General features: G+C 65.5%; 22 protein-coding genes and 1 tRNA gene. 19 read left to right on the top strand and 4 right to left on the bottom strand.

The window, feature by feature from the left end; genetic code table 11:
- The first annotated feature begins 1 nt into the window (after position 1).
- The 16 genes from EAH73_RS01700 (at position 2) to EAH73_RS22940 (ending at position 14,974) form a co-directional block, all read left to right on the top strand.
- On the top strand, positions 2-676 hold the full coding sequence (locus EAH73_RS01700; RefSeq protein ID WP_140464592.1) for a hypothetical protein: 675 nt from the start codon (positions 2-4) through the stop codon (positions 674-676).
- 59 nt (positions 677-735) lie between these two features.
- Positions 736-1,143 carry a CHAP domain-containing protein gene (locus EAH73_RS01695; RefSeq protein ID WP_140464590.1) on the top strand — a complete coding sequence of 136 codons (408 nt, stop codon included), beginning with the start codon at positions 736-738 and terminating at the stop codon, positions 1,141-1,143.
- Positions 1,140-1,484 carry a hypothetical protein gene (locus EAH73_RS22950; RefSeq protein WP_161599414.1) on the top strand — a complete coding sequence of 115 codons (345 nt, stop codon included), beginning with the start codon at positions 1,140-1,142 and terminating at the stop codon, positions 1,482-1,484. The genes EAH73_RS01695 and EAH73_RS22950 overlap by 4 nt, the downstream gene beginning before the upstream one ends.
- On the top strand, positions 1,420-1,884 hold the full coding sequence (locus EAH73_RS22945) for a hypothetical protein (protein WP_161599413.1): 465 nt from the start codon (positions 1,420-1,422) through the stop codon (positions 1,882-1,884). Before EAH73_RS22950 ends, EAH73_RS22945 begins: the two co-directional genes overlap by 65 nt.
- A 344-nt stretch (positions 1,885-2,228) precedes the next feature.
- Entirely contained in the window at positions 2,229-2,498 is a 270-nt protein-coding gene (locus tag EAH73_RS01685; RefSeq protein WP_140464588.1) for a hypothetical protein, read from the top strand.
- A 336-nt stretch (positions 2,499-2,834) separates the two neighbouring features.
- On the top strand, positions 2,835-3,815 hold the full coding sequence (locus tag EAH73_RS01680; protein WP_140464586.1) for an amidoligase family protein: 981 nt from the start codon (positions 2,835-2,837) through the stop codon (positions 3,813-3,815).
- A gap of 1 nt (position 3,816) precedes the next feature.
- Positions 3,817-4,053 (top strand): hypothetical protein, encoded by a 237-nt coding sequence (locus EAH73_RS01675; RefSeq protein WP_140464584.1) that lies wholly within the window; start codon positions 3,817-3,819, stop codon positions 4,051-4,053.
- A gap of 510 nt (positions 4,054-4,563) precedes the next feature.
- Entirely contained in the window at positions 4,564-5,385 is an 822-nt protein-coding gene (locus EAH73_RS01670; RefSeq protein WP_140464570.1) for a hypothetical protein, read from the top strand.
- Positions 5,385-5,930, top strand: a complete 546-nt coding sequence (locus EAH73_RS01665; RefSeq protein WP_140464568.1) for a hypothetical protein — start codon at positions 5,385-5,387, stop codon at positions 5,928-5,930. The genes EAH73_RS01670 and EAH73_RS01665 overlap by 1 nt, the downstream gene beginning before the upstream one ends.
- Entirely contained in the window at positions 5,930-8,029 is a 2,100-nt protein-coding gene (locus EAH73_RS01660; protein ID WP_140464566.1) for a hypothetical protein, read from the top strand. The genes EAH73_RS01665 and EAH73_RS01660 overlap by 1 nt, the downstream gene beginning before the upstream one ends.
- 2 nt (positions 8,030-8,031) lie before the next feature.
- Positions 8,032-9,513, top strand: a complete 1,482-nt coding sequence (locus EAH73_RS01655) for a hypothetical protein (RefSeq protein ID WP_140464564.1) — start codon at positions 8,032-8,034, stop codon at positions 9,511-9,513.
- A complete protein-coding gene (locus EAH73_RS01650; RefSeq protein WP_140464562.1) occupies positions 9,510-9,950 on the top strand; it encodes a hypothetical protein in 441 nt (146 codons plus the stop codon). Before EAH73_RS01655 ends, EAH73_RS01650 begins: the two co-directional genes overlap by 4 nt.
- Before the next feature lie 13 nt (positions 9,951-9,963).
- A complete protein-coding gene (locus EAH73_RS01645) occupies positions 9,964-13,311 on the top strand; it encodes a phage tail tape measure protein (protein ID WP_140464560.1) in 3,348 nt (1,115 codons plus the stop codon).
- Between the two features lie 133 nt (positions 13,312-13,444).
- On the top strand, positions 13,445-14,092 hold the full coding sequence (locus EAH73_RS01640; protein ID WP_140464558.1) for a hypothetical protein: 648 nt from the start codon (positions 13,445-13,447) through the stop codon (positions 14,090-14,092).
- The gene (locus tag EAH73_RS01635) at positions 14,089-14,664 is read left to right on the top strand and encodes a recombinase family protein (protein ID WP_140464556.1); all 576 of its coding nucleotides are present in this window, start codon (positions 14,089-14,091) and stop codon (positions 14,662-14,664) included. Before EAH73_RS01640 ends, EAH73_RS01635 begins: the two co-directional genes overlap by 4 nt.
- A 157-nt stretch (positions 14,665-14,821) precedes the next feature.
- Complete coding sequence (locus EAH73_RS22940) at positions 14,822-14,974, top strand: hypothetical protein (RefSeq protein ID WP_161599412.1); 153 nt, start codon at positions 14,822-14,824, stop codon at positions 14,972-14,974.
- A 28-nt stretch (positions 14,975-15,002) separates the two neighbouring features.
- Here EAH73_RS22940 and EAH73_RS01630 read toward each other — a convergent pair whose 3' ends face one another.
- The 3 genes from EAH73_RS01630 to EAH73_RS01620 all read right to left on the bottom strand — a co-directional run bounded on the left by EAH73_RS01630 (position 15,003) and on the right by EAH73_RS01620 (position 17,051).
- A complete protein-coding gene (locus tag EAH73_RS01630; protein WP_161599411.1) occupies positions 15,003-16,256 on the bottom strand; it encodes a tyrosine-type recombinase/integrase in 1,254 nt (417 codons plus the stop codon).
- Positions 16,257-16,374: 118 nt separating this feature from the next.
- Positions 16,375-16,456: transfer RNA gene (locus EAH73_RS01625), tRNA-Leu, on the bottom strand.
- Between the two features lie 37 nt (positions 16,457-16,493).
- Positions 16,494-17,051, bottom strand: coding sequence for an iron-sulfur cluster co-chaperone HscB C-terminal domain-containing protein (locus EAH73_RS01620; RefSeq protein WP_140464552.1), 558 nt, complete (start codon positions 17,049-17,051; stop codon positions 16,494-16,496).
- 196 nt (positions 17,052-17,247) lie between these two features.
- Between EAH73_RS01620 and EAH73_RS01615 the strand changes: the two genes are divergently transcribed.
- Positions 17,248-19,224, top strand: coding sequence for a beta-L-arabinofuranosidase domain-containing protein (locus EAH73_RS01615; RefSeq protein WP_140464551.1), 1,977 nt, complete (start codon positions 17,248-17,250; stop codon positions 19,222-19,224).
- 191 nt (positions 19,225-19,415) lie between these two features.
- Positions 19,416-20,573: an alpha/beta hydrolase gene (locus tag EAH73_RS01610; protein WP_140464550.1), complete on the top strand. Its 1,158-nt coding sequence runs from the start codon at positions 19,416-19,418 to the stop codon at positions 20,571-20,573.
- Between the two features lie 88 nt (positions 20,574-20,661).
- Here EAH73_RS01610 and EAH73_RS01605 read toward each other — a convergent pair whose 3' ends face one another.
- Positions 20,662-21,432 carry an S-adenosyl-l-methionine hydroxide adenosyltransferase family protein gene (locus EAH73_RS01605; RefSeq protein ID WP_140464549.1) on the bottom strand — a complete coding sequence of 257 codons (771 nt, stop codon included), beginning with the start codon at positions 21,430-21,432 and terminating at the stop codon, positions 20,662-20,664.
- Positions 21,433-21,568: 136 nt separating this feature from the next.
- Here EAH73_RS01605 and EAH73_RS01600 point away from each other — a divergent pair, with 136 nt between their 5' ends.
- Entirely contained in the window at positions 21,569-22,660 is a 1,092-nt protein-coding gene (locus EAH73_RS01600; RefSeq protein ID WP_140464548.1) for a PhoH family protein, read from the top strand.
- Positions 22,661-22,668: the final 8 nt, after the last annotated feature.

The raw sequence follows: 22,668 nt of genomic DNA, 5'->3' as shown, positions 1-22,668 counted from the left end.
TATGTTCAACCCCTTACATCTATTCCGCTGGATGGCCCTTGGTGGGGCCCTCACGCTGGCCGGGGCATTCATCGCCTCGGCCAACCACTGCTTCGACCTGGCGGCCACCCTGCAATTCCTGATGTCGCTGTGCACGATTGGGGCCCTGGCCGTGCGCCTACACGCTGGTGAGGCCGCCACTAGCCCACTATTGCCCGCGCTGCCCGCGTTGCCAACTCTGCCCAAGGGCGCCCGCGTGGCGGTGTTTGGGGCCCTGGCCCTGGGCGTATTCTTCCTGCTGCCGTTCGCCCTGCGCCTCATCGACCCCACGGCCGGGGGCTTCGCGCCCGATACGATCAACGCCGCCGCCCTGGGTGCCTTTCAATTCTTCGCCGCCCTGAGCATGGCCTACGCTTCGTGGCGCTGGCTCTTCCCGGACCTCTACCGCTACGCGATGGACTGCATGGAGGGCAAGCTGCTGGAAAACCTCACCGACGACCTGAAGGCGCTGCTCGGCCCGACGCGCTCCGTCAGTTTACTCGAGGCTACTGAATACCGTCACATTGCTCAATTTCAATTCCTTATCCGATGCACCCGTTTCGTACTCTCCTTGTCGCCCTTCTTGTTGTTTTTGCTGCTGGCCAATCACGCGCTGACAGCCGCGCTGACAGCAGTGCCCGGCGGCGCGCCCGTGTAGTCGCCGTCGCCCGCAGCCTGGTCGGCATCCGTGAAGTCGGCCGCAACGCCGGGGCGGCGGTGGAAGCCATCATCAAGTATGCCGGCGGCAAGGTGGGAGACGCCTACTGCTCCTGGACAGCGGTGTACAATCTGCGCAAAGCCGGGATTATGGTGCCGCGCTTCGGCAAGGCCCGGAGCTGGTTCGACCTGACCCACACCATCTGGCGGGCCGGCCGGCAGGTGCTGGGCCGCCTGGGCCCCCAGCCCGGCGACCTGCTCGGCTTCACCTGGGGCCATCCGGATATCTGCCACGTCGAAACGCTGGTGGGGCCCTGGGGCACTGGCCCCAGCGTGCGGGCCGTAGGCGGCAACACCGGCGGGGGCGGGGCCCTGCAGCGCGAAGGGGAGGGCGTGTACGAGAACTGGCGGCTGAAGCGCCTGGTGGCCGCCGCCGCCAACGTGGTCGACGACCCCCGCTACAAATGATTTCCATCTTGCTCCCCGCCCTGCAATTCGTGGCCCGCCACTGGAAGTGGGCCGCCCTGGTGATGCTAGTGGCCCTGGTTGCCAGCCTCGGCATCTACGAAGTGGGCCTGCTGCAGCGCCACGTGCTCAGCAAGCAAGCCGCTGGCCTCGTGCAGCACCACATCACGGCGGTGGCCGCCGACGCCCGGGCCCAGGCCCGCGCCGACAGCGCCGCCCACTACAACGCCGGCCAGCGCGCCGAACTCCTCCGCAACGCCTCTCTGCTCCGAACCGAAGATGAAAAACTTACTGCTCAGCGCCCTGCTCCTTATGAGCTGCCTGCTGACCCGCCCCGCGAGTAGCCAGCCCATTGCCCCGTTGCGGCCCCTGGTGGTCCGCCTCGACAGCGGCACGGTGGTGCGCCGCCCACTCATTGGCATCGATACGACCCTCTACCGTTCGGTGCGCACCGACCGCGCCCTGGACCAACTGCTGCTGGCCAACCGCGCCGCCCGGGTGGCCGTCCTGGAGCAGGTGGTGCGCCGCGACTCGTCGGCCCTGGCCGACCGCGCGGCTGAGCTGCGCCGGTGCCGCGGCGAGGGCCGGGCCCGCGAGTCGGACTTCACCCAGCTGGTGGCCACCACCGCCCGCCTTCAGGACCTGCCCACGCCCCGGCCTTTTCTGCTCGATGCCCACACGTATCAGGGTGCCGGCCTGGGGGCCCTGGCCCTGCTGCTTGTTAAGATATTTGTGCTGCACTAAAAACGCGGGCTTTGCAAGTGGATTACACTCTGTGCAATAACTATATTTGCACAACCAATGTGGAGGGAAAGGGAAGCCGAGAGGCCACCAGCGCTTTGATCGGCGTAGTAGTTCCCCGCCATGTTGGCCAACTTAATCAGCGGCCCGCCCTCCCCGGCGGGCCGCTTTTTTGTGCCCCGTCCGGCCGTACCTTCGTCGGGCAAACACTTCTGAATACCTACGCCGGTCGCCCCGGCCGTCGAAATACGGCCGGGGAGTAGTGGAGGAGCGTGACCTCTATGCTAAGGGCAATCGGCTCAGAAGTGTTTGCAGCGATTTCCCCGGCTTGCTCGACTAACTGCGCTATGGCTAAGACGCCTAAAAATGATCCCATCGGCTTTGGACGCAAAGCCATGCCCGACGAGGTGGGCAACGAACAGGCGAGTGAGCAACCGGCCCACGAGCCGGAGCCGCCCCTGGTGGAGCCCATCTTCGTCGACGACGTGGTGATGTACGAAATCCTGGCGCGCTACAATCTGCTGCCCCTGGCCGCCGTCAGCCGCTTCGAATACCAGCTTGTGCAGGTCATCGCCGCCCTCGAAAAGCGCGTGCGTGAACTGGACCCAGATCTTTAACGCTATGGAAAATATTGCTGCCGCTGCCTTTGGGCTCTGCCTGTCACTACTTGCTTTGCCGCACTTCATTCATCATGCCCGCGTATTCGGCCGGGTGTTTACCGATATGCTAGATCAGTAGCCTTTATTCTGGCTTACAATCCCTATCCTTTCGACCACGTTTTATAAGCCCCGGCCCACCAGCCGGGGCTTTTTTTGCACCCTGCCAGTCGACGATTCCACCGTGCATGGAATCTGCGCTAACGCACTCAAAAACAAGTTATTTAACTTGACTTGGGGCCCCATCGAGAGCGTTGTTTGTCATACTAAACGACACGCACACAACGCCTTACCACGATGACCGCCGCCCAAATCCTCGCCACCACCGGCCGTACCAAAACCTGGAAGATGCAGCAACTCTTCGCCCTGGGCCTGACCCGCCGCGAAGTAGCCACCATGATGAGCGTAGGCTACGGCTTCGCCCAGAACGTGTACGCCGCCTGGGCCACCACCGCCGCCGCCACCCCCCGGGCCCTGGTTACGCCGGTAGCTTTCGCCCCCTTCGCCCCGGGGGCCTTCACCCGCACCTTCGGCGTAGAGATCGAAGCCTACGGCGTAACCCGCGCCGCCCTGCTGGCCGAGCTGCGGGCCCAGGGCCTCGAAGCCCAGGACGCCGGCTACACCCACGCCACCACCAGCTACTGGAAAATCGTATCGGACGGCAGCGTAACCGGCGCTAACGGCTTCGAGCTGGTAAGCCCGGTGCTGCGCGGCCTCGAAGGCCTGGCCGACCTGGAGCGCGCCTGCCGGGCCCTGCGCATCTGCGGGGCCCAGGTCAACGACTCCTGCGGCCTGCACGTGCACTTCGGGGCCCGCGACCTGCGCATCGAGCACCTGCGCCAGGTGGTCCGCAACTACCTGGTGCTGGAGCCCACCCTGGACCAGCTGATGCCCGCCGGCCGCCGCGGCAACGCCAACGGCTACTGCCAGGGCCTGCTGCGCGGCCGTACCCAGGCCACCGCCGAAGCCCAGGTCCTCGCCGCCACCACGGCCGAGCAGCTGGCCCAGGCCGCCAACGGCACCGGCAGCAGCAGCCGCTACCACAAGGTCAACCTGCAGAGCTTTTTCCGACACGGCACCATCGAATTTCGCCAGCACAGCGGCACCACGAACTTTGAGAAAATCAGCTTCTGGGTCAAGCTGCTCAACAACCTGATCGAATTTTCAGCCACCCGCCTCGTAACGCCGGCCCTGCCCGTAGCCGAGTTTGCTACCTTTAACCAGCGCGACATCGCCACCTTCTACCAGCGCCGCCGTATGGCGCTACAAACACGCTAGTATGAAATATGAAATCTTAGGTGGCGGCCACGTAACGGCCGCCACCGACCTGGGCCTAGTCCAGGCCCTGCGCCAGGACAGCCAGGCGTGGGCCCCCAGCGTAGGCATTGAGGACTTTATGGAAGGCATGGCCGACCGCTGCCGCACCCAGAAAGGGGTGACCGTGCGCACCAATGGCATCGCCAACTTCGTCGCCGACCTCAAGGAGCACGGCTTTATTTCCCAGGCCTCTGAGTGAGCCTTTTCGTGTCCTTTTCACCCGTGGCGGGCCCCGGCAACTTTGAGCATCTTCTACCTCAAACCTGCCCCAATGGCCCCCACTATCGAGTCCCAAACTTTTCCCTTCAACCTGGCTTGGAGGGCCGCGCTCCAGGGCCACTGCATTACCCGCGTGCTCTGGGACGGGCAATACACAGTGTTTCTGGCTCCTGCTACCGAATTGCCGTTGCGCACGCTGGATAGCGTTTCTTGGTTACCCAAAGCAGTAATTCGTCAGTTGCGTCGGCCGCACGGATCGCAAACGCATCGCCCCACCGGAGAAGAAATTACGGTGCCTATTAGCTCCATACTGTACGTGTTGCTCCCCACTGGAGAAATCATAGTTCAGGAGTTTACCTCCGAAGACCGAAAAGCCACGGACTGGATTATCCTCGACTAGGGACCCCTTACCAAAAGCACGAAGCCCTGGCCTACGCCGGGGCTTTTTTGTGTCCTTTCTACCCGTGGCAGGGCCCGGCAACTTCGGGGCATGGAAACCCTACAAATCGGCACCATCACCAAGCAAGTGCCTTCTTCGTGGAACGAGCTGAAGCGCCGGCAGCTGCTGGCCGTGGTGGCCGAACTCTACGCGCCGGCCCGCCCGGGCCGGCCGCTGCGCCTGCTCAGCGTGGTCACCGGCTTTCCCCTGCCGCTGCTCGGCACCCAGCCCGTCGTGGTGCTGGCCCAGCTGCTGCCGCTGGCGCACTTCCTGGAGGCTGAGGACCAGCTGCTCACCGAGCAGCTGCTGCCCACCCTGCAACTGCCCGGCCGCCACGTGACTGAGCGGGCCGTGACCTGGCACGGCCCGCGGGGGCACCTGCGCAACGTGCTGTTTGGCGAGTTCATCTTCGCCGACACCTTCTTCGTGCTCTACGCGCTGCACGGCAAGGCCGAGCACCTCGACAAGTTCCTGGCCGTGCTCTACCGCCCGCGGCGCGTGGGGGCCAGCCCCGCCTCGGCCGACTGGACCGGCGACGTGCGCCTGCCCTTTAACGAGCATCAGCTGGAAAACCGCACCCCGCGGGTGGGGCCCCTGGGCATCCTGGAGAGGCAGGCCGTGCTCACCTGGTACCGCGGGTGCCGCGCCCAGCTCGCCCAGGAGTTCCCCGACGTGTTCGTGGCCGCCGACGAGGACGCCAAGAAGCGGGCCACCAAGGCCCCGGACTGGGCCCGCGTGCTGCGCAAGCTGGCGGGCGGGGCCTTTGGGGCCGTGGACCAGACCGCCGGCCAGCCCCTACGCCTGGTGCTGGCCGAAATGCAGGACCTGGCCGCCGATTACCACCGCCTCAAAAACCAAAAAGCCACCCACTGATGCGCAATTCCACTTACGCCGCCCTGTTTGAGGGCCTCGCCGCACGCCACGTGCGCATCCGCCACCGAAAGGACTCGGCCCGCTTCGCCCGAATCATCGTCAGCGTCGACCCGCTGCAGCGCCAGGTCGACCTGATGGAAATGCAGGAAGTACTGCTGGGCCGCTTCCTGAAGCCCGGCGCCGGGGAGCAGGTCCTGGTCCTCGAATCGCTCCAAGTGCAGTTCACCGACAACGCCGGTGACAACTACCAACGCCGCGGCCGCGGGGCCTTCTTCGTGCTGGAGAAGAAAACCAAGGACGTGGAGGCTTGGGAGGTGCTCGACCGCACTGAGCAAACCGGCGAGGAGCTGCTGGCCGGGGCCCGCCGCGACTACGAGGAGGGCCGCGACGTGAAAACGCGCTGGCCCATCGGGGCCATCCTGGCCGACGCCGTGGGGCCCCTGGGCGACGGCACCTGGTACGGCACGCGCTTCGACTTCGAAATCATTTCTCCCGCCAACGCGGCCCTGGTTTACAAGCCGGCGGCCTTTACTCCCGTACCCTAATGCCCGGCGAACACTTAGCAAAACTGACCATTCGCGTCTCCTTTTCGCGCGCCGACGAGGTGCGCGCGGCCCAATCCGAGGAGGTGCGTTTCCGACTGGCCGGCACCTGGTTCACCTACCGGCGCGGGGGCAACGGGCCCCTGGCCAACGAGTTTGTGGTGCCCGACCCCGACGACGACGACGGCCGCGAGGACTACGTGAAAAACGCCGTCACCAACCTGGTGGGGCTGATTAAGAACACCGTCCAGCAGCGCAACCTGCCCTATTTGGTGAGCGAAGTGCGGGCGCTGCCCCTCGACTTTGCCACCCAGCAGGGCGTGGCGGAGTTCGATATTTCCGCCCTGGAGTACGTCAAGAGCTACGACCTGAGCTTTTTCTGCCGCTACACCGGCACCCCCAGCGGCTGGACGGTCATCGCTAACCAAGCCACGGTGCCCCCGGTCACCGCCGTGGCCATCATTAGGGATGCGCTGGCGTTTGGCACGGCGACGGGCAGCGCCGACGTCTACATAACTGACGGTGATGCCCAGCCCCACACCTTCGTCTGGGCGGACGACCTCTCCCTGCCCGCTAACCAGGGCCCCGCCACCCTTTATCAGCGAGACAAGCTAAAAGCGGGCACTTATCGGTGCACCATTACGGCCACCAGCGGGGCCTCGCTGGTGCTGCCGGTTGTCGTCAAGTCGGATGCCCGCTTCGAAGTGGCCGTGAATACCACGGCCACTACCGCGCAATTGGTGCCCAGCGGGGGCCTGGCGCCCTACGCATTTCTGTGGGAGGATGATGGCTCAACGGGGCCCGGCCGCACCGGCCTGGCCACCGGCACCTACAAGTGCCGGGTGCAGGATGCCCGCGGCACTACCCTGGACGTAGTGGTGGTGCTCTCGCCCTTCCACTTCTACTTCGGCCGCAACCCCATCACGCTGGCCGTCGACGCGGGCGACGACTACCGGGCCGACCCCACCACCAAACCCGACCTGAGCTTCCTCTGCGAAGTGTGGCTGGAGAAGGAGTACGGCAGCAACGTGTTCGAGCAAGTGGGCACCACCGTGGAGCAGCCCGCCGACCGCGACGGGCGCTCGGTGTTCCAGGTGGAGGCCCTGCTGGTGGCCTTCCTGGACTACCATGTGCCGGCCCCGGCCAGCACCGCCGTGGAGCGGGCCGCCCCGCTGTTCCGCCGCTTCTTCCTCAAGCACGCCGAATTCTTCGGCGGCGTGGCCGTGCCCGCCGTTACCCTGGAGCGCAGCTACGTGCTGCTCGGGGGCCTGGGCTTCTACGAAAACCGGGCCCGCACTTGGTTCACGGCCTACCAGGCCCAGGTGAAGCCGTTTCTCACCTGGGAGCCGCCAGTGAAGGCCGTGCTCCGCGACCAGCCCGAGTTCCTCTACTTCATGGTCACCGGCGGGGCCCCGGCCTTCCGATGCCAGGTGCGCGTGCACTTCAGCGACGGCACCGAGCAGCTGGTGGCCCACGGCGGGGCCGACGACGCGCTGGACTTCGAAGTCTACTGCCTGCCGGTGGGCTACGCCGCCCTGCGCCTGGCCGAGCTGGCCGGGGCCGGCCCGGCGGTGCTGTGGTGGGAAGTGTTCGTTACCAGCCCCGACCGGGCCACGGTGCTCAGCGAAACCCGTCGCTTCGAACTGGACGCACGCACCTTCCCCAAGCGCCGCTACTTCCTGTTTGCCACCTCCCTGGGGGGCATGGCCACCTATGCCGCCACCGGCGAAGCCCAGCTCGACGGCGAAACCACTGGCCAGGAGGCCGCCCTTACCCTGGCCCCCGACTACGACCCGCTGGCCGGCGACACGGCGGTGCAGGGGCGCGTGCTGCGCCCGGTGGTGAAGGCGGCGTCGGGGCCCCGGACGCGGGCCCAGATGCTGGCCTCGCAGGACCTGCTGCTCAGCAAGCGCGTGCTGCTGCTCAGCCACGACGGCCAGCGTTGGCAGCCGGGCTACATCAAGGCCAAAACTTCGTCGCTCTTCGACGAAAGCAAGGCCGTGCAGACCCAGGAGTTCGAGTTCTACCTGCCGGCCGAGCGGCTCTACACGCCCGCGCTGGGGCCCGCCCAGGTCACCTACGCCACTATTTTTCAGCCCTAACGATGGTCGGACTCAAAAACGCCGCCGGTTGGCTGGACCTGGCCGAAGGGGCCATCTCGCTGGAAATCAATAATCCGTTCTTCAGCGCCGACTCGGTGCCGGGCACCATCACGTACCCGTTCGGGCTACCGATGACGGCCGGCAACCTGGCCCGGCTCAACTTCCCCCACCTGCGCGCTGACCAGGGCGATAAGATTGCCCCCGAGCCGGCGGGCCTCTACCTGGACGGCGTGCTGCGCTGGGCCGGCAGCCTGGTGTACCTCGACTGCGACGAGGCCCAGCAGATGTTCCAGTACAACTTCGTGGCCGACGCCGCCGACCTGGCCACCCGCATCGACGGCGTGTCGCTGCCCGGCCTCGACCTGGGCCTGGTGCCGCTGACCTTGGTGCCCGACGCGCCGGCCTACGCCCTGCCGTGCGTGCGCAACACCCTGTTTTACGACGTGGAAAAGGTGCCCGCCTACGGCCACGTGGTGAACTACTACCGCGACGGCCTCTACCAGCTGAAGCCCGGCGGCAAGCGGGCCCCCATCGTGCCGTTCCCGCGCCTGGTGTTCCTGATCCGGGCCGTGCTCGGGGCCGTGGGCTACACCGCCAGCGGGCCCTGGCTGGCCGAGCCGGAGGTGCAGCGCCTGGTGGTGTACTCCGACCGGGCGGCCGAGGACGCCGCCGGCAACCTGCTCACCGAGTTTGCCCTGAACCGGCATGTTCCCGACATCGGTGTCGGCGACTTCCTGGTGGCCATCCAGAAATTCTGCGGCGTGGGCTACGGCTTTCACCCGGTGCGGCGCGACGTGCGCTTCGTGGCGCTGGCCGACGTCATCGCCGACCCGGCCTACGTGGACCGCGTTGGGGGCCCCGCCCGCACCACGGCCGTGACCAGCGACGGCTTCACCCTGGAAATGGAGCTGGAGGCCGACGACGAGTTGAACAAAACCCTCGACACGGGCTGGAAAAGCCTGGTCGTAGGCAACGGCAAGGAGGCCCTGAGCACCGCCGCGGGCACCCTGCACGTGCTGCGCGAGGCCGACCCACTCGACGCCGGCCGCCAGTGGCTGGTGCCGGCCGTGGAGGTGAAGGGGGCCTCGGCCGCCTTCGAAGCCGGCGACGACTCGCGCTGCGGCCTACGCCTGCTCTACGACCGCGGCCTCCAGCCCGACAGCCGCGGGGCCACCTACCCGCTGGCCACCTGGGACACCGTGGACTTCGCCGGCCGCACCGTGGGGGCCCGCACCCTGCGCTGGGCCGGCGACGGCGGGCTCTACGCCACGGCCTACGCCGGCTGGCTGGCCTTCCTGGACCGGGCCACCACCAAGGAGCGCACCGTGCAATTCGGCGTGGCCGACCTGCTCAGCCTCGACCCCGCCCGCAAGGACCTGGTCGACCACAAGAAATACCTGTGGGAGAAGGTCTCCCTCAGCCTGAGCACCACCGGCCGCCAGCTTGAAACGGCGGCCTTCACCTACCGCTACACCCGCTTATGAGCCAGGCCCTAAGCCCGCGCCAGCTGGCCGCTGATTGGCTCGACATCACCGTGGAGCGCTTCGTGGGCAACATGCGCCGGCTGAAAATTCAGAACACCGGGGCCCTGATGGCCAGCTTTAAAAAGGAGGTCATTGGGGCGGCCGAGGGCGACCAAATCCGCCTGCGCCTGAGCTATGCGCTCTATGGCAAGTTTGTCGACATGGGCGTGGGCCGGGGCCACGGGGCCGGCATCAAGAAGGGCGACGACGGCTACGACCGCCTGCGCAACACCCGCGGCCAGCTGCGCCGCCGGGCCCGCAAGCCCCGGGCCTGGTACTCGACTGAAATCGCCCACCAGACCCACCGCCTCAGCGAGCTGATGCTGGACCTCTACGGGAAGGTGCTGCTCACCACCGCCACGGACGCGCTGCCGGGCGAGGCAATTATTAACTTATAAGTGAAGTATTGTTATGGCTACCGATAAGGAAACCCGGGAATTAGAGATTGTACTGAACGCCCAAAAAGCCAACGCCAGCATCAAGGAGCTGGGCGCGGGCTTTGCGCTGATGAAGAATCAGCTGGATAAAATGGCCGCCGACGACCCCCGCCGGGCCAAGCTGAACCAGGAGTTCCTGGAGCTAAAGGACCGCCTGAAGGGGGCCCGCGACCAGGCCAACGGCCTGATCGAAACCGAGGAGCAACTCAACAAAAAGAACGCGGAGGTCATCCTGAACGGGCAGAAAGTGAACGCCTCGTTCAAGAACATGACCGACTCGGCCGAGGTGCTCCAGAAGCAGCTGGAGCACATGAACTCCGACGCCCCGGGCCGCAAGAAGCTGCTCGACGACTACCACGCCCTGCAGGAGCGGATCGAGGGCGTGAAGAAGGAAATGGGCGCGGCCGAAAAGGAGAGCAGCGTATTTAAGGAAGCGCTGGCCTTCGCGGGCGTGACCGTAGGGGCCGAGGCCGTGCTGGAGGGCATCAAGGAACTGGGGGCCGAAATCGTGAACACCACGAAGGAAGTGGCCAACCTGCGGGGCAACATCAACACCCTGACCGGGGCCACCGGCAAGGACCTGGACGGCCTCACCACGTCGGTGCTGGCCGTGTCGCGCACCTTCAGCAAGGACTTCAACGAGGTGCTGCAGGCCAGCAACACGCTGAGCAAGCAGATGGGCGTGAGCCAGCAGGAGGCCATGCGCCTGATCCAGCAGGGCTTCCTGGCCGGGGCCGACGCCGGGGGCGACTTCCTGGACCAGGTGAAGGAGTACGCCCCGCAGTTCAAGGATGCGGGCTTCGCGGCCCAGGAGTTCATCGGGCACATTTCGCAGTCGGCCACCCAGGGCATTTTCTCCGACAAGGGGGCCGACGTGGTGAAAGAGTTCGGCCTGCGCATCCGGGAGCAGACCAAGGCCACCACCGAGGCGCTCCAGTCCGCGTTCGGCTCCGACTTCACCAAGGAAATCTTCGACGGCATCAACAACGGCACCATCACCGTGGAGCAGGCCCTGCAGCGCGTGGGCAAGGAGATGGACGAGACCAAGATTCCGGCCAACCAGCTGCAGACCGTCATCGCCGACGTGTTCGGGGGCCCCGGCGAGGACGCCGGCATCGACTACCTCAAGTCGCTGAAGAACGTGGGCAAGGGCGTCGACGAGCTGGTCGACAAAACCAACGTGTACACCCAGCGCCAGGAGCGGCTGCTGAACTCGCAAACCGAGCTGGCCGAGGCCCAGAACGAGCTGACCAAGTCGTTCGAGGGCGGGGGCACCATCCTCGACACGCTTACCAATAAGAGCATGACGGTGCTCTACACGCTGCTGGCCAGCCTGGGGGCCACCTTTAAGGAGTTGTTCCAGCCGGTGCAGGAGGTGTGGGGCCAGCTGACGCAGCTGGCCGAGAGCATGGGCTGGCTGAGCGAGGGCACGATGACGGCCAAGTCGGCCGGCCAGCTGCTCGGCGACGTGCTGCACGCCATCTTCACGCCCACCCGCTTGCTGTGGGGCGTAATTGCCGACATCACCAAGGCCACCGTGGAGTGGGCGAAGTCGTCGGACAACGCCCGCGGCTACCTCAACCTGGTGGCCGCGCCGGTGCGGGCCCTCTACGACCTGCTCAGCAACGGGCCCGCCTACTTCCAGGGCTTCAGCGCGGCGGCGGCGGCCAGCTTCGGCACCCTGGGCCGGGTGTGGCAGCTGGTGAAGGACCGCAACTTCAGCGGGGCCTCGGCCGAGTTCGCCACCCTGGGTAAAAGCGCGGGCGACGCCTACCGCCTGGCCTTCACGGCGGCCACCGACAAGGCCGTGGTCACGGCGGCCACCGTGCAGGCCGGCGGTGAGGACCCGGCCGCCAAACGCGCCGCGGGCGGCGATGGCCAGGCCGACGCCGTGCGCCAAAAAGCGGGCGAGGCGGCCCAGAAAGCCCGCGAGAAGGAGCGCAAGGACCGGAAAGCGGCCCAGGACAAGGCCGACCAGGAGCGGCTCGACGCCGTGAAAAAGTGGGTGAAGGAGGAGGGCGACGCGATTACCGCCCGCAACGTACTGCGGGCCCAGCTCGACCGCGACAATATTTCGGACGAGCTCAAACGGCACGACCAGCAGCGGGAGAAGATTTTCGAGGCGGCCGGTAAGCAGGCCGACGCCCTGACCGGGCAGGAGCTCGACTACACCGAGCGCGTGAAAGCCATCATGGCCGAGCGCGACTTGCAGCTGCGCGAGCTGCAGGCCCGCTTCGACCAGCAGGCTGAGCAGGACCGCAAGGCCGAAATCGACAAGAAGATTGCCCTCAACGAGGCCGACGAGCAGGAGTCGGTGGCGAAGCTCCAGGTGAAGCTGGCCGAGGGCATCCTCAACCAGCAGCAGTACGACGAGGCCCTGTTCCAGGCCAAGCAGGCGTCGCGCGACCGGGAGCTGGCGATGGTGAAGGCCAAAAACGGGGAGGAGTCGGCCGAGTACAAGAAGCTGAACGCGGAGAAGCTGCGGGAGCAGGCGGCCCACACCACCAAAACCAAGGCCACCGAGGACGGCATGGTCAAGTTCAAAAAGGGACTCAGCGCCGCCGACAAGCTCCTCAACGACGAGAACGTGCAGTTCCTGGCCGATAGCCTCGGCAAGCAGACCATCGCCTACCGAGCGTTCCAGGTGGCCCGCAAGGCCGCGGCCATCGCCAACATCGGCGTGAAAGTGGTGGAGGAGGTGCAGACCTATTGGGCCACGGCTGCCACGCTGGGGCCCATCGCGGGCCCCATCTACGGCACGGCGATGTCGGCGCTGGCCATCGCCCGCGGCATCGGGGCCTCGGCTAAGATTGCCGGCTTCGCCAAGGGCGGCGCGACCGGCGACGGGATGCAGGTGCAGGGCCCCACGGCGGCCGGCTCGCTGAGCATGCTCGGGGCGGCCACCGGCCTGCGCCTCGGGGCCAACGGCAAGTTGCGCGACGACAGCGGCTTCAACGTGGCCGGTATCGTGCACGAGAACGAGTACGTCATCCCGGCCTGGCTGCGCGAAGACCCGCAGGTGCTCCAGGTAGAGGACTGGCTGGAAACGCGCCGGCTCCGCGGCTTCGCCCAGGGCGGGGCCACCAGCGACGGCGGCAGTCAGGCTGGGCCCCCGGTGCCGGCGGCCCCCGGGCCCACGGCGGCCGATGCTAACCAAGATCGCCTGCTGCAGGTGCTGACCTCGCTCGATGGAAAGTTGCAGGATGTCCAGGACTGGGCGACGCAGCTCCAGGTGGTGAACGACCTGCTCGGGCTGGACCGTGATTTGAAAAAGGTGAAGCAGGTGCAGAACAAATCGGGCATCGGAACGAAGCCCGAATAGCCCTCCATTAAAAGGTGTAAAAAAACAGCCCGGAAAACCTGCGTTTCCGGGCTGTTTGCGTGGGGTCGATTGCCCTCCAATGAACGGACGTTTTTTGGAGGGTATATTTCGGCCCACCTAAACGAATTCCATCATGCCAGCAGTTACTGTTCCAACCGTGCAAGAATACGAAGCTGAACTACAGGTTTACCGCGATGCAGGTTGGGAGGTTGACTTTGTACACGAGCCCAGACAAGGCAAAGTTGTTTTTCGCGGACAGCAGTTCGAAACTGGCTTTCAGTTCTCCGTAGAGATGGAGCGGGATGTTTGGATTCACCCAGTGATGGTGCCGATGTTCTTACAGCACTCTTGGCACCAAGTTCAGGAGGATATGGAACGACAAGGATTGGTGATGCCTGCCTTGGTTGTGTGGACTGACAATAATAGATGGCACCGCCCCGACAGCTGGGGGCAATTAGCAGGGCTAATCAATAAGATTAGAGTAACACCAGCAGAATTAGCTGATGCATCGTATCGGCTTCGCAATAAAATATCAATGGTCTATGGGCCCGTTGGTAGGAGTGGCGATAATCTGTACGAGATGGATATCGTGGACCTACCTGATTACTTAGGGAGTAGGGTTCGTGCTTATGTAAGGAAAGTAGATTCCGTTTGGCAATTAATTGATCAGGACAACCTCGTTTTATTAATTAGCGCAGCAGATCAAGCTCGTCACATTGTGAATTATCATAATCTTAGAGCCGGAGAGTTTACGCGTGCATTCCCTGAGGCCCGGTTATGAGAGTAGCCCTATACGCCCGGGTGTCGACGAAGGACAAGGGCCAGGACACCGAGAACCAGCTCCACCAGCTGCGCGACTTCGCCGACCAGCACGGCACGATTCACCAGGTGTACATCGAACGGGAATCGGGCGGCAAGGCCGACCGCACAGAGTTCAAGCGGATGATGCTCGACGCCTACCAGAAGAAGTTTGACTTGGTGGTGTTCTGGCGGCTGGACCGCTTCAGCCGCGAGGGGGCTCTGCAAACCCTCAAGTACCTGAAGGAGCTGAAGGACCACGGCGTGGATTACAAATCCTTCACCGAGCCCTACCTCAACTCGCTGGGGCCCTTCGGCGACGTCATCGTCTCGATGCTGGCCACCATCGCCGCCCAGGACCTGATCAAGATTCGGGAGAACACCAAGGCCGCCCTCGACCGCAAGCGGGCCGAGGGCGTCAAGCTGGGCCCCCCGGTGAAAAGTGCGGACGTTATCGAGCAGGTGAAACGGCTGAAGGCGGGCGGGGCCTCGAACGGGGCCATCGCCCGGGCAATGAAGATTTCCCCCAGTACCGTAGCTAAATACATACAGTAGGGCTCAACGTGAAAATCGGATGACGTGGGAGTAGCCGTATTTCGTGGCGCCAGCGTTACCCCCTGGCAAACACTTCACTAATTCCCACATGAGTCCACATTCCTCAGTCTATCCTATCCCTCCCATTGCGGCGGCTGCCGTCGCAAAATTCCTGGAGATGAACGATGACCTACCGGCGCTTGCCTCCACCACGCGCCGCATGTTCTTCGAGTTCCTCCGCACCAGCCCGACGCTCTCTGCGGAGGAAGTCGACCACTTGCACGCGCTGGGCGATCTGCTGGCGGCCCTGGGCCAAGCCAACGCTAAATAAAAAAGGGGCCCCAGCTTGGGGCCCCTTTTCATTGTGCTTCATCCAGAACGTTGAGCTGGGCGATGGCCGCCCGCTTCATGTCGTCGTCGACGTGCACGTATTTCATGGTGGTGCTGATCTTGGCGTGGTCCATCAGTTTCTGGAGCACCGCCACCTGGCCGCCGCGGCGGATGAACTCGGTGGCGAACGTTTCGCGGCCCACGTGCCAGTGCAGGCGCGAAACAATGCCCAGCTGGAGGCCGATGGCCGTGAGCACCCGGTTCGAGTACTGGTCGGCGTAGTTGCGGAAGCCGGGCAATTCCTCCTCCTCCTGGGCATCGCGCAAATAGGCCAGGGCCTTGTTGGTGAGGGGCAGCAGCGTCTGCTGGAGCCTTTTGGCGTAGGTTTTATGGGCCTTGAACGTCAGCTCCTGGTTCTCCACCTTGCTGCCGTCGAGGCGCTTGAGGTCGCCCAGGCGCAGGGAAGAGGAGCAGCTGAAGAGGAACTTGGCCAGGATGCGGCGGTGCACCGTGCGGGGCCCGCAGAGGCGGTAGTAGTGCTCCAGCTTGGCCAGCTCGTCGGACTTGAGCGGCTTCCATTTGCCGGGCTCGTCGCGGTTTTTGAAGTGTTTGTAGGGGTCCTCGAAGCGGAGTTTGTCTTCCCGGGCCTTGGCCAGGTACGTTTTGACATCCTTGTGGCGGCCCCAGCGCGTGTTGACGCCGGGCACGTGCTTCAGTAAGTAGCGGTCGAAATCATCGGCGAACTCGGTGGTGAGGGTGTTGAAGGGCACCACGGGGCGGAAGGCGATTAAGGCGTTGAGGGTGCTGAAGTGGTTTTTGCGGGTGGTGTCGCCAATCTGGCCTTTGCGGTGGCGCTCGATGATTTTGTTGCGGAAGTAAACCACGAAGTCGGTTTTGCTGCCCTCCGTTTCGAAGTCGCGCTTGAACCGTTCCAACGTCATGACCTCGCCGCTCAGGCGCCAGTTCACCCGCACCAGGTTGGCCTTGGCCAGCGCCTGGCCGATGAGCAGGTTGTAATCGTCGGCCCGCTTGGCCAGGGCTTTGGGGGTGCCGCCAAACAGGGCTACGGCGGCGGTCAACTGCTGCGCATAATCGGCGGGGCGTTCGGCGGATGGGAGGGAGGCCAGGCACTCGCCGCGGTCCTCGTCGAAGAACAGCGGGGGCCAGCTCAGCGCCAGGCCCCGGGGCCACACCTCGGTGCCCACGATGATTTGCAGCAGGATGGCGCAGGTGCCGTCGCGGCGGGCCGGACGCCGCAATTTGATTTTAGCAGAAAAATTCACTGATAAATGATTGCTAAATGGTGGACGCCAAAAAGCCGAAAAGCGGCCTCTCCAGATCACTGGAAAGGCCGCTTTTCGGCTGATTTGCCCCGTTGGGGGCCAGAAAAAGGTTAAAAAGTACCCGGAGCCGGAGTCGAACCGGCACACCTTGCGGTATTGGTGTTTGAGACCAACGCGTCTACCGGTTCCGCCATCCGGGCAGGATGAGTTTTGCAGAACAATTCCGCTCTGCCGGTATCAGGAGCGGGCTGCAAAGGTAGCCACTTGCCGCTGGATGCGCAACAGGTAGCGCTTCTTTAAGTAGTAGGTGAGGACTTGGCGCAGGGCGGCGGGGCGGTGGTCGGCGGGAAGCTGCTCGTAGCCAGCGAGTACGGGCGCGATGCCAGCGTCGAGGGTATCGGCCAGGGCCTGGGCCTCGGCGGCCACGGGGCCCACGGCGGCGGGGTTGGGGTCCATTTCCAGCTCCATTAGCTGCTCGTTGAGGTCCATCACGTCCATCAAAAAATCGGGCGGGAGCTGCTCCGACTGACCTTCTACCAGCAGGCCGTGGTGGCGCAGGAGGTAGGCCATGCGCTGATCGGCATCGGCCAGGGTGCGGTAGGCGTCGGTGTTGAGGGTGGCCTGGCGCAGCATTTCGGCCTGGTTTTCGGGGCTGGAAGTGGCGTGGAAATCGGGGTGGGTCTCGCGGCTTTTGGCGTAGTAGAGGCGCTTGAGGGCGGCCGCGTCGGGCCAAAACGACTCGGGCAGGCCGTAGAAGGCGAAGTAATCGGCGGGGGCGGGGGTGGCGTCGGGCATGGGGCGAAGGTAGGTCGGGCGATGGGGCCCCTGCTTACCACAAACCCCGCCCGATGGTTTTGCCCGGTGCGCCGGCCGCCGGCAAATGCCTGGCCCGGTGCAACTTTTGCCCACGACAGTCGCCCCTCTGGCTGGGCTGCTGTACCAGCCATCTGGCTGGGGCCCCCGGCGTGCTTTCCATCATTTCCTTCCGTTTATGCCCAATCGTTCAATCTGCTGGCTGCTGGCGTTGCTGCCGGCGCTGGCCGCCCCGGCCCAACCCCTTGCGCCGGCGGCGGCCGGTGCCTACCGGCCCGGTGCGTTTCAGGCGTTGCCCCTGGGGGCCATTCGGCCGGCGGGCTGGCTGCAACGCCAGCTGCGGGTGCAGGCCGACGGCCTGAGCGGGCACCTGGAGGAATTTTGGCCCGATCTGGGGCCCAATAGTGCCTGGCTGGGCGGCAGCGGCGAGGGGTGGGAGCGGGGGCCCTATTACCTCGACGGCCTGCTGCCGCTGGCCTACCTGCTCGACGATGCCGCCCTCAAAAGCCGGGCCCAGAAATGGGTGGACTGGACGCTGCAAAGCCAGCGGCCCGACGGCGGCATCGGCCCGGCCAAGAACCAGGACTGGTGGCCCAATATGCTCGTGCTCAAGTGCCTGATGCAGTACCAGGAAGCTACCGGCGACGCGCGCGTGCTGCCGTTTATGGCCCGGTACTTTGCCTACCAGGGCCAGCAGTTGGCCGCCCGCCCCCTGCAGGTGTGGGCGCACTACCGCTGGGCCGAGGAGCTGCTCCCCATCCGCTGGGCCTACGAGAAAACCCACGACCCCCAGCTGCTGGCGCTGGCCGCCCAGCTCGCGGGCCAGGGCTTCGACTGGCAGCAGTTCTACGCCCACTTTCCCTTCACTGCGCCCACTAGCTGGGCCACGATGAGCAAGCCCGACGGCAGCCACGACGAGGACCTGGCCCTGAAGGCGCACGGCGTCAACAACGCGATGGCCTTGAAGATGCCCGTGCTCTGGGGCATGACCGGCGGCACGGCGGCCGACCGCCAGGGCATCTACCAGCAGCTCAAGGTGCTGGACCAATACCACGGCCTGCCCAACGGCATGTTCAGCGGCGACGAGCACTTCTCGGGCCATAGCCCGTCGCAGGGCATCGAGCTGTGCGCGGTGGTGGAGGCGCAGTTTTCGTACGAGGAACTGCTGGCCCTGCTCGGCGACCCGGTATTTGGCGACCGGCTCGAAAAAATCACTTTCAACGCCCTGCCCGCCACCTTCGACCCCACCATGTGGGCCCACCAGTACGACCAGCAGCCCAACCAGGTGCTGGCCAGCAAAGCCAAGCGGCCGTGGTCAACCAACGGCGACGAGTCGAACGTGTTTGGCCTGGAGCCCAACTTCGGCTGCTGCACGGCCAACATGCACCAGGGCTGGCCCAAGTTTGCCAGCCACCTCTGGCTGGCCAGCCCCGACAGCGGCCTGGTAGCGGCCGCCTACGCCCCGAGCCGCGTGACGGCCCCCGCCGGGGGCAGCCCGGGCGTGGTCATCCGCGAAGACACGGACTACCCGTTCCGCGAAACGGTGCGCTTCACCGTCGAAAAAGGTGCGGCCCGGCCGTTTGCCCTGCGCCTGCGCATTCCGGCCTGGGCCACCGCGGCCAGCGTTGCCGTGAACGGCCGGGCGGCCCCGGCCCCGCGGGCGGGCACTTTTTACGTGCTGAAAAGGGCCTGGAAGGCCGGGGACGTGGTGGCGCTGCGCCTGCCGATGGCCGTGCGCCTGCCGGTCGGCTACCACCAGTCGGTGTCCGTCGAGCGCGGCCCGCTGGTGTACGCCCTCAAGCTGGGCGAGGCCTGGAGCAAGCTGCGCGAGCGCCCCAGCCCGGCCGATGACTACGAAGTGCACGCCACTACGCCCTGGAACTACGGCCTGCTAATGGGGCCCCAGGGCGGCGCGGCGGCCTTCACCGTGCACGAAAAGCCCACCACCGGCGTGGTCTTTTCGCCCGAAGGGGCCCCCGTGGAGCTGCGGGTGCGGGGCCTGCGCCTACCGGCCTGGCAGCTGGCCGACAACTCGGCCGGCCCCGTGCCCCCCAGCCCGGTGGCGCGGCCCGCCGGCAGCCAGCCCGAATGGCTCACCCTGGTGCCCTACGGCGCGGCCAAGCTGCGGATTACGGCGTTTCCGGTGGTGCGCTGAGGCTGGGCCCCAGTGGGCCAGGGCGGGCCTTGGGGGCCCCGGGCCGGGCGGCGGCGAACGAGGGGTGCCGGGGCCCCCGCGGGCCGGGGCGAGCGCTGGCGCAAGTGCGAAGGAGTAGCGAAACGTGGCCGCAACCAGCTTGTGATGGCGCCGTAAGGGAGGATAGTTTTTTAAAACCTCACTCTTTCCGCATGAAACGCATATTCTCGTACCCGGCCGCGCTGGCCGCCGCTGGCCTGCTGCTGGGCGGCTGCAACAGCAAGCCCACCGAAACCGACACCAGCAAAACCGCCGTGGTGGTGCCCGGCGAAACCAACGCCGCCTCCGATAGCACCGCCACCGTGGCCTCGGCCGCTGGCACCGGCGCTGTGAAGCCCACCGGCCCGAAGCCTGCCTGGGGCCCCACCATCGCCCCCGAAATGCAGGCCGTGATTGAGCAGCTGATGAGCTTCAAAGCGCCGCCGCTGACCTCCCTCACGCCGCAGGCCGCCCGCAAAAACCCCACCGCCGCCGACGCGGCCATGAAGGAAATGAAGGTGGCCGGCATCCCGATGCCCCCCATGAACGTGGACACCGTGGGCAAAACCCTGGTGCCCGGCGTGCGCGCCCGCATCTACACGCCCAAAACGGGCACCGCGCCATTCCCCGTCATCGTGTACTACCACGGCGGCGGCTGGGTAATTGCCGGCGTTGATACCTACAGCTCGTCGGCCCAGGCCTTGGCCGAGGACGTGGGGGCCGTGGTGGTGTCGGTGGCCTACCGCCAGGCCCCGGAGCACAAGTTCCCGACGGCCCACGACGACAGCTTTGCCGCCTACCAGTGGGTGCTGAAAAACGCCGCCAGCATCAAGGGCGACCCTAACAACGTGGCCGTAGTGGGCGAGAGCGCCGGCGGCGGCCTCGCCGGGGCCGTCAGCATGATGGCCCGCGACAAGAAAGTGGCCCTGCCCAAGTACCAGGTGCTGGTGTACCCCATCGCTGGCTACAACCAAAACACGCCTTCCTACCTGAAAGCCACCGACTACGTGCCCCTCAACAAGGCCGCCATGGGCTGGTTCTTCAAGAACTACCTGCGCACCCCCGCCGACGGCAAGGACCCGCGCATCGACCTGGTGAACGCCAACCTGAAGGGCCTGCCGCCCACCACCATCATCGGTGCTGAGCTGGACCCGCTGATGAGCGAGGGCAAAACCCTGGCCGACAACCTGGAGAAGGCCGGCGTGAAAGTCGATTACAAGCTGTACCCCGGCACGACGCACGAGTTTTACGGCATGGGCGCCGTGGTGCCCCAGGCCAAAGAAGCCGAGCAGCTCGCCGCTGCCGACCTGAAAAAGGCTTTCGGCAAGTAAGCTTTATTGCTTTGTCTTGAATAAAACAGGGCCCCCGCCGGTGACGGTGGGGGCCCTGTTTTGCGTTCGGCCCGGCCACCCCGGGGCCCTATTCCACCTTGAAGCGCACGTCCACCTGCGAGTCGAAGTACTGGCCCAGCAACTCGGCGGCGTTGCCCTCGCAGATGCCCAGGCACAGGTAGTCCTGGCTGTTGAACACGACGACGGCCTCGCCGGCGGGCGCGGCCGAAAAGTGCGGCTGCACGCCCTTCACCACCTCGCGCCCGAAGTGCACGCTGAACGGCCGGCCGTGGCCCACGGCCTCCACGGCGGTGCGCGAGATGTTGGTAATCAGGTTGCCGTAGTGGTCCACGTGCGCCACGTGGCCCGTGATGCGGTGGTCTTGCAGGCGCAGCTGGCGGTTGGTGCGCACGTACAAGTCGGTGGCCGGGGGCCCCAGGCTGGCCAGCGGCGCGCCCTGGGCCAGGGCCACGGCGGCGGGCAGCAGCACGTCGCGGGTGGGCGAGGCGGTGGGGGCGGCCGCCAGCGCCACCCACGCCTCGGGGGCCCCGTCGCAGAGCAGGGCCAGGATGCCGTTGTCGGCCACGGCAAAGTAGTGGCCCTGGTACTGGGCCGCGTGCCAAGCCGGGGCGGGTCCCGCGCCGTGGTCCTTCACGCCCACCACGTGCACGGTGCCCGCCGGAAACTCCCGAAACACGGCTTGGAGAACGTGCACGGCGTGCGCGGTGTTGAAGGGTTCGACGCCGTGGCTGATGTCGACCACCGGCACGCCGGGGGCCAGGCGCAGCAGCCGGGCCCTGAGCGCGGCCACGTAGTGGTCGCGGTAGCCAAAATCCGTCAGCAGCGTTATCAATCCCATGCCCGCGTTCCGTAGTTTTTCGTAGTATTGTTAAGCCGCCCGCACCGGGGCAAAAGTAGCCGGTTTGGGCGGATGCCCGGGCCATTTCCGGCGGCCCGGGGCCCCCGTTTTTCCTCACTTCCTCACCTCCAAAAGATTGGTCGAAAAAGTCATCACCCTTGAAAACGTCTCCCTGGTGGATTTCCTCGGGGCCGACAATGTAAATATCCGCCAGCTGGCAGCCGCATTCCCCGGCTCCAAAATCATCAGCCGCGGCAACGAAATCAAAATCCAGGGCCAGACGGTCGTCATTGCCCGCATCAACGACATCCTCAGCTCGCTCATCGAGCACTACCACCAGTACGGCATCGTCACGGAGCGCGACGTGCACCAGTACCTCTCCGCCACCTCTGAGGAGGCCGAGGGCCGCGTGCTGGCCGCCTCGCCCGACGTGATTCTGTTCGGGGCCAAGGGCGGCGTCATCAAGGCCAAAACCCCCAACCAGCAGAAGCTGGTGGACACCGTGATGAAGCACGACTTGACCTTCACGCTGGGCCCCGCCGGCACTGGCAAAACTTATATTTCGGTGGCGCTGGCCGTGCGGGCCCTTAAGAACAAGGAAGTTAAGAAGATCATCATCTCGCGCCCCGTGGTGGAGGCCGGCGAAAGCCTGGGCTTTTTGCCCGGCGACATGAAGGAGAAGGTGGACCCCTACCTGCGCCCGATCTACGACGCCCTGGAGGACATGATTCCGGCCGAGAAGCTGAAGTTTTACCAGGAGAACAAGATCATCGAAATCGCTCCGCTGGCCTACATGCGCGGCCGCACGCTCAACAACGCCTTCGTGCTGCTCGACGAGGCCCAGAACACCACGCCGAGCCAGATCAAGATGTTTTTGACCCGGATGGGCCCCACGGCCAAGGTGATGGTGAACGGCGACCGCAGCCAGATTGACTTGCCCACGCGCCAGAAATCGGGCCTGATGCAGGCCATGGACATCCTGAAGAACGTGCAGGGCATCGGCTACGTCGAGATGACCTCCGAAGACGTGGTGCGCCACCGCCTGGTGAAGGAAATCGTGGAAGCCTACGACAAGTACGACACCGACGAAATGAGCCGCCAGGCCGCCCAGGCCGGGGCCCCACCCCGCCGCGACGAGCGCCACGAGCGCCGCCTGCGCGAGCAGCAGGAAGCCGGGGCCCCCGCCCCGGAAATGGAGCTGCCCGTGAACCACGAGCAGGGCCTGTAAAATACTGA

It is taken from the genome of Hymenobacter nivis (genome assembly GCF_006439025.1).
Lineage (GTDB): Bacteria > Bacteroidota > Bacteroidia > Cytophagales > Hymenobacteraceae > Hymenobacter > Hymenobacter nivis_A.
Note: the sequence above shows the minus strand (reverse complement) of the source record. Positions and strands in the feature narration are given on the sequence as shown.

Bases quoted from the DNA above. Each gene is read 5' to 3' on its own strand.
- EAH73_RS01700 (WP_140464592.1), top strand. From the start codon at position 2: ATGTTCAACCCCTTACATCTATTCCGCTGGATGGCCCTTGGTGGGGCC.
- EAH73_RS22950 (WP_161599414.1), top strand. From the start codon at position 1,140: ATGATTTCCATCTTGCTCCCCGCCCTGCAATTCGTGGCCCGCCACTGG.
- EAH73_RS22945 (WP_161599413.1), top strand. From the start codon at position 1,420: ATGAAAAACTTACTGCTCAGCGCCCTGCTCCTTATGAGCTGCCTGCTG.
- EAH73_RS01685 (WP_140464588.1), top strand. From the start codon at position 2,229: ATGGCTAAGACGCCTAAAAATGATCCCATCGGCTTTGGACGCAAAGCC.
- EAH73_RS01680 (WP_140464586.1), top strand. From the start codon at position 2,835: ATGACCGCCGCCCAAATCCTCGCCACCACCGGCCGTACCAAAACCTGG.
- EAH73_RS01675 (WP_140464584.1), top strand. From the start codon at position 3,817: ATGAAATATGAAATCTTAGGTGGCGGCCACGTAACGGCCGCCACCGAC.
- EAH73_RS01670 (WP_140464570.1), top strand. From the start codon at position 4,564: ATGGAAACCCTACAAATCGGCACCATCACCAAGCAAGTGCCTTCTTCG.
- EAH73_RS01665 (WP_140464568.1), top strand. From the start codon at position 5,385: ATGCGCAATTCCACTTACGCCGCCCTGTTTGAGGGCCTCGCCGCACGC.
- EAH73_RS01660 (WP_140464566.1), top strand. From the start codon at position 5,930: ATGCCCGGCGAACACTTAGCAAAACTGACCATTCGCGTCTCCTTTTCG.
- EAH73_RS01655 (WP_140464564.1), top strand. From the start codon at position 8,032: ATGGTCGGACTCAAAAACGCCGCCGGTTGGCTGGACCTGGCCGAAGGG.
- EAH73_RS01650 (WP_140464562.1), top strand. From the start codon at position 9,510: ATGAGCCAGGCCCTAAGCCCGCGCCAGCTGGCCGCTGATTGGCTCGAC.
- EAH73_RS01645 (WP_140464560.1), top strand. From the start codon at position 9,964: ATGGCTACCGATAAGGAAACCCGGGAATTAGAGATTGTACTGAACGCC.
- EAH73_RS01640 (WP_140464558.1), top strand. From the start codon at position 13,445: ATGCCAGCAGTTACTGTTCCAACCGTGCAAGAATACGAAGCTGAACTA.
- EAH73_RS01635 (WP_140464556.1), top strand. From the start codon at position 14,089: ATGAGAGTAGCCCTATACGCCCGGGTGTCGACGAAGGACAAGGGCCAG.
- EAH73_RS22940 (WP_161599412.1), top strand. From the start codon at position 14,822: ATGAACGATGACCTACCGGCGCTTGCCTCCACCACGCGCCGCATGTTC.
- EAH73_RS01620 (WP_140464552.1), bottom strand. From the start codon at position 17,051: ATGCCCGACGCCACCCCCGCCCCCGCCGATTACTTCGCCTTCTACGGC.
- EAH73_RS01615 (WP_140464551.1), top strand. From the start codon at position 17,248: ATGCCCAATCGTTCAATCTGCTGGCTGCTGGCGTTGCTGCCGGCGCTG.
- EAH73_RS01610 (WP_140464550.1), top strand. From the start codon at position 19,416: ATGAAACGCATATTCTCGTACCCGGCCGCGCTGGCCGCCGCTGGCCTG.
- EAH73_RS01605 (WP_140464549.1), bottom strand. From the start codon at position 21,432: ATGGGATTGATAACGCTGCTGACGGATTTTGGCTACCGCGACCACTAC.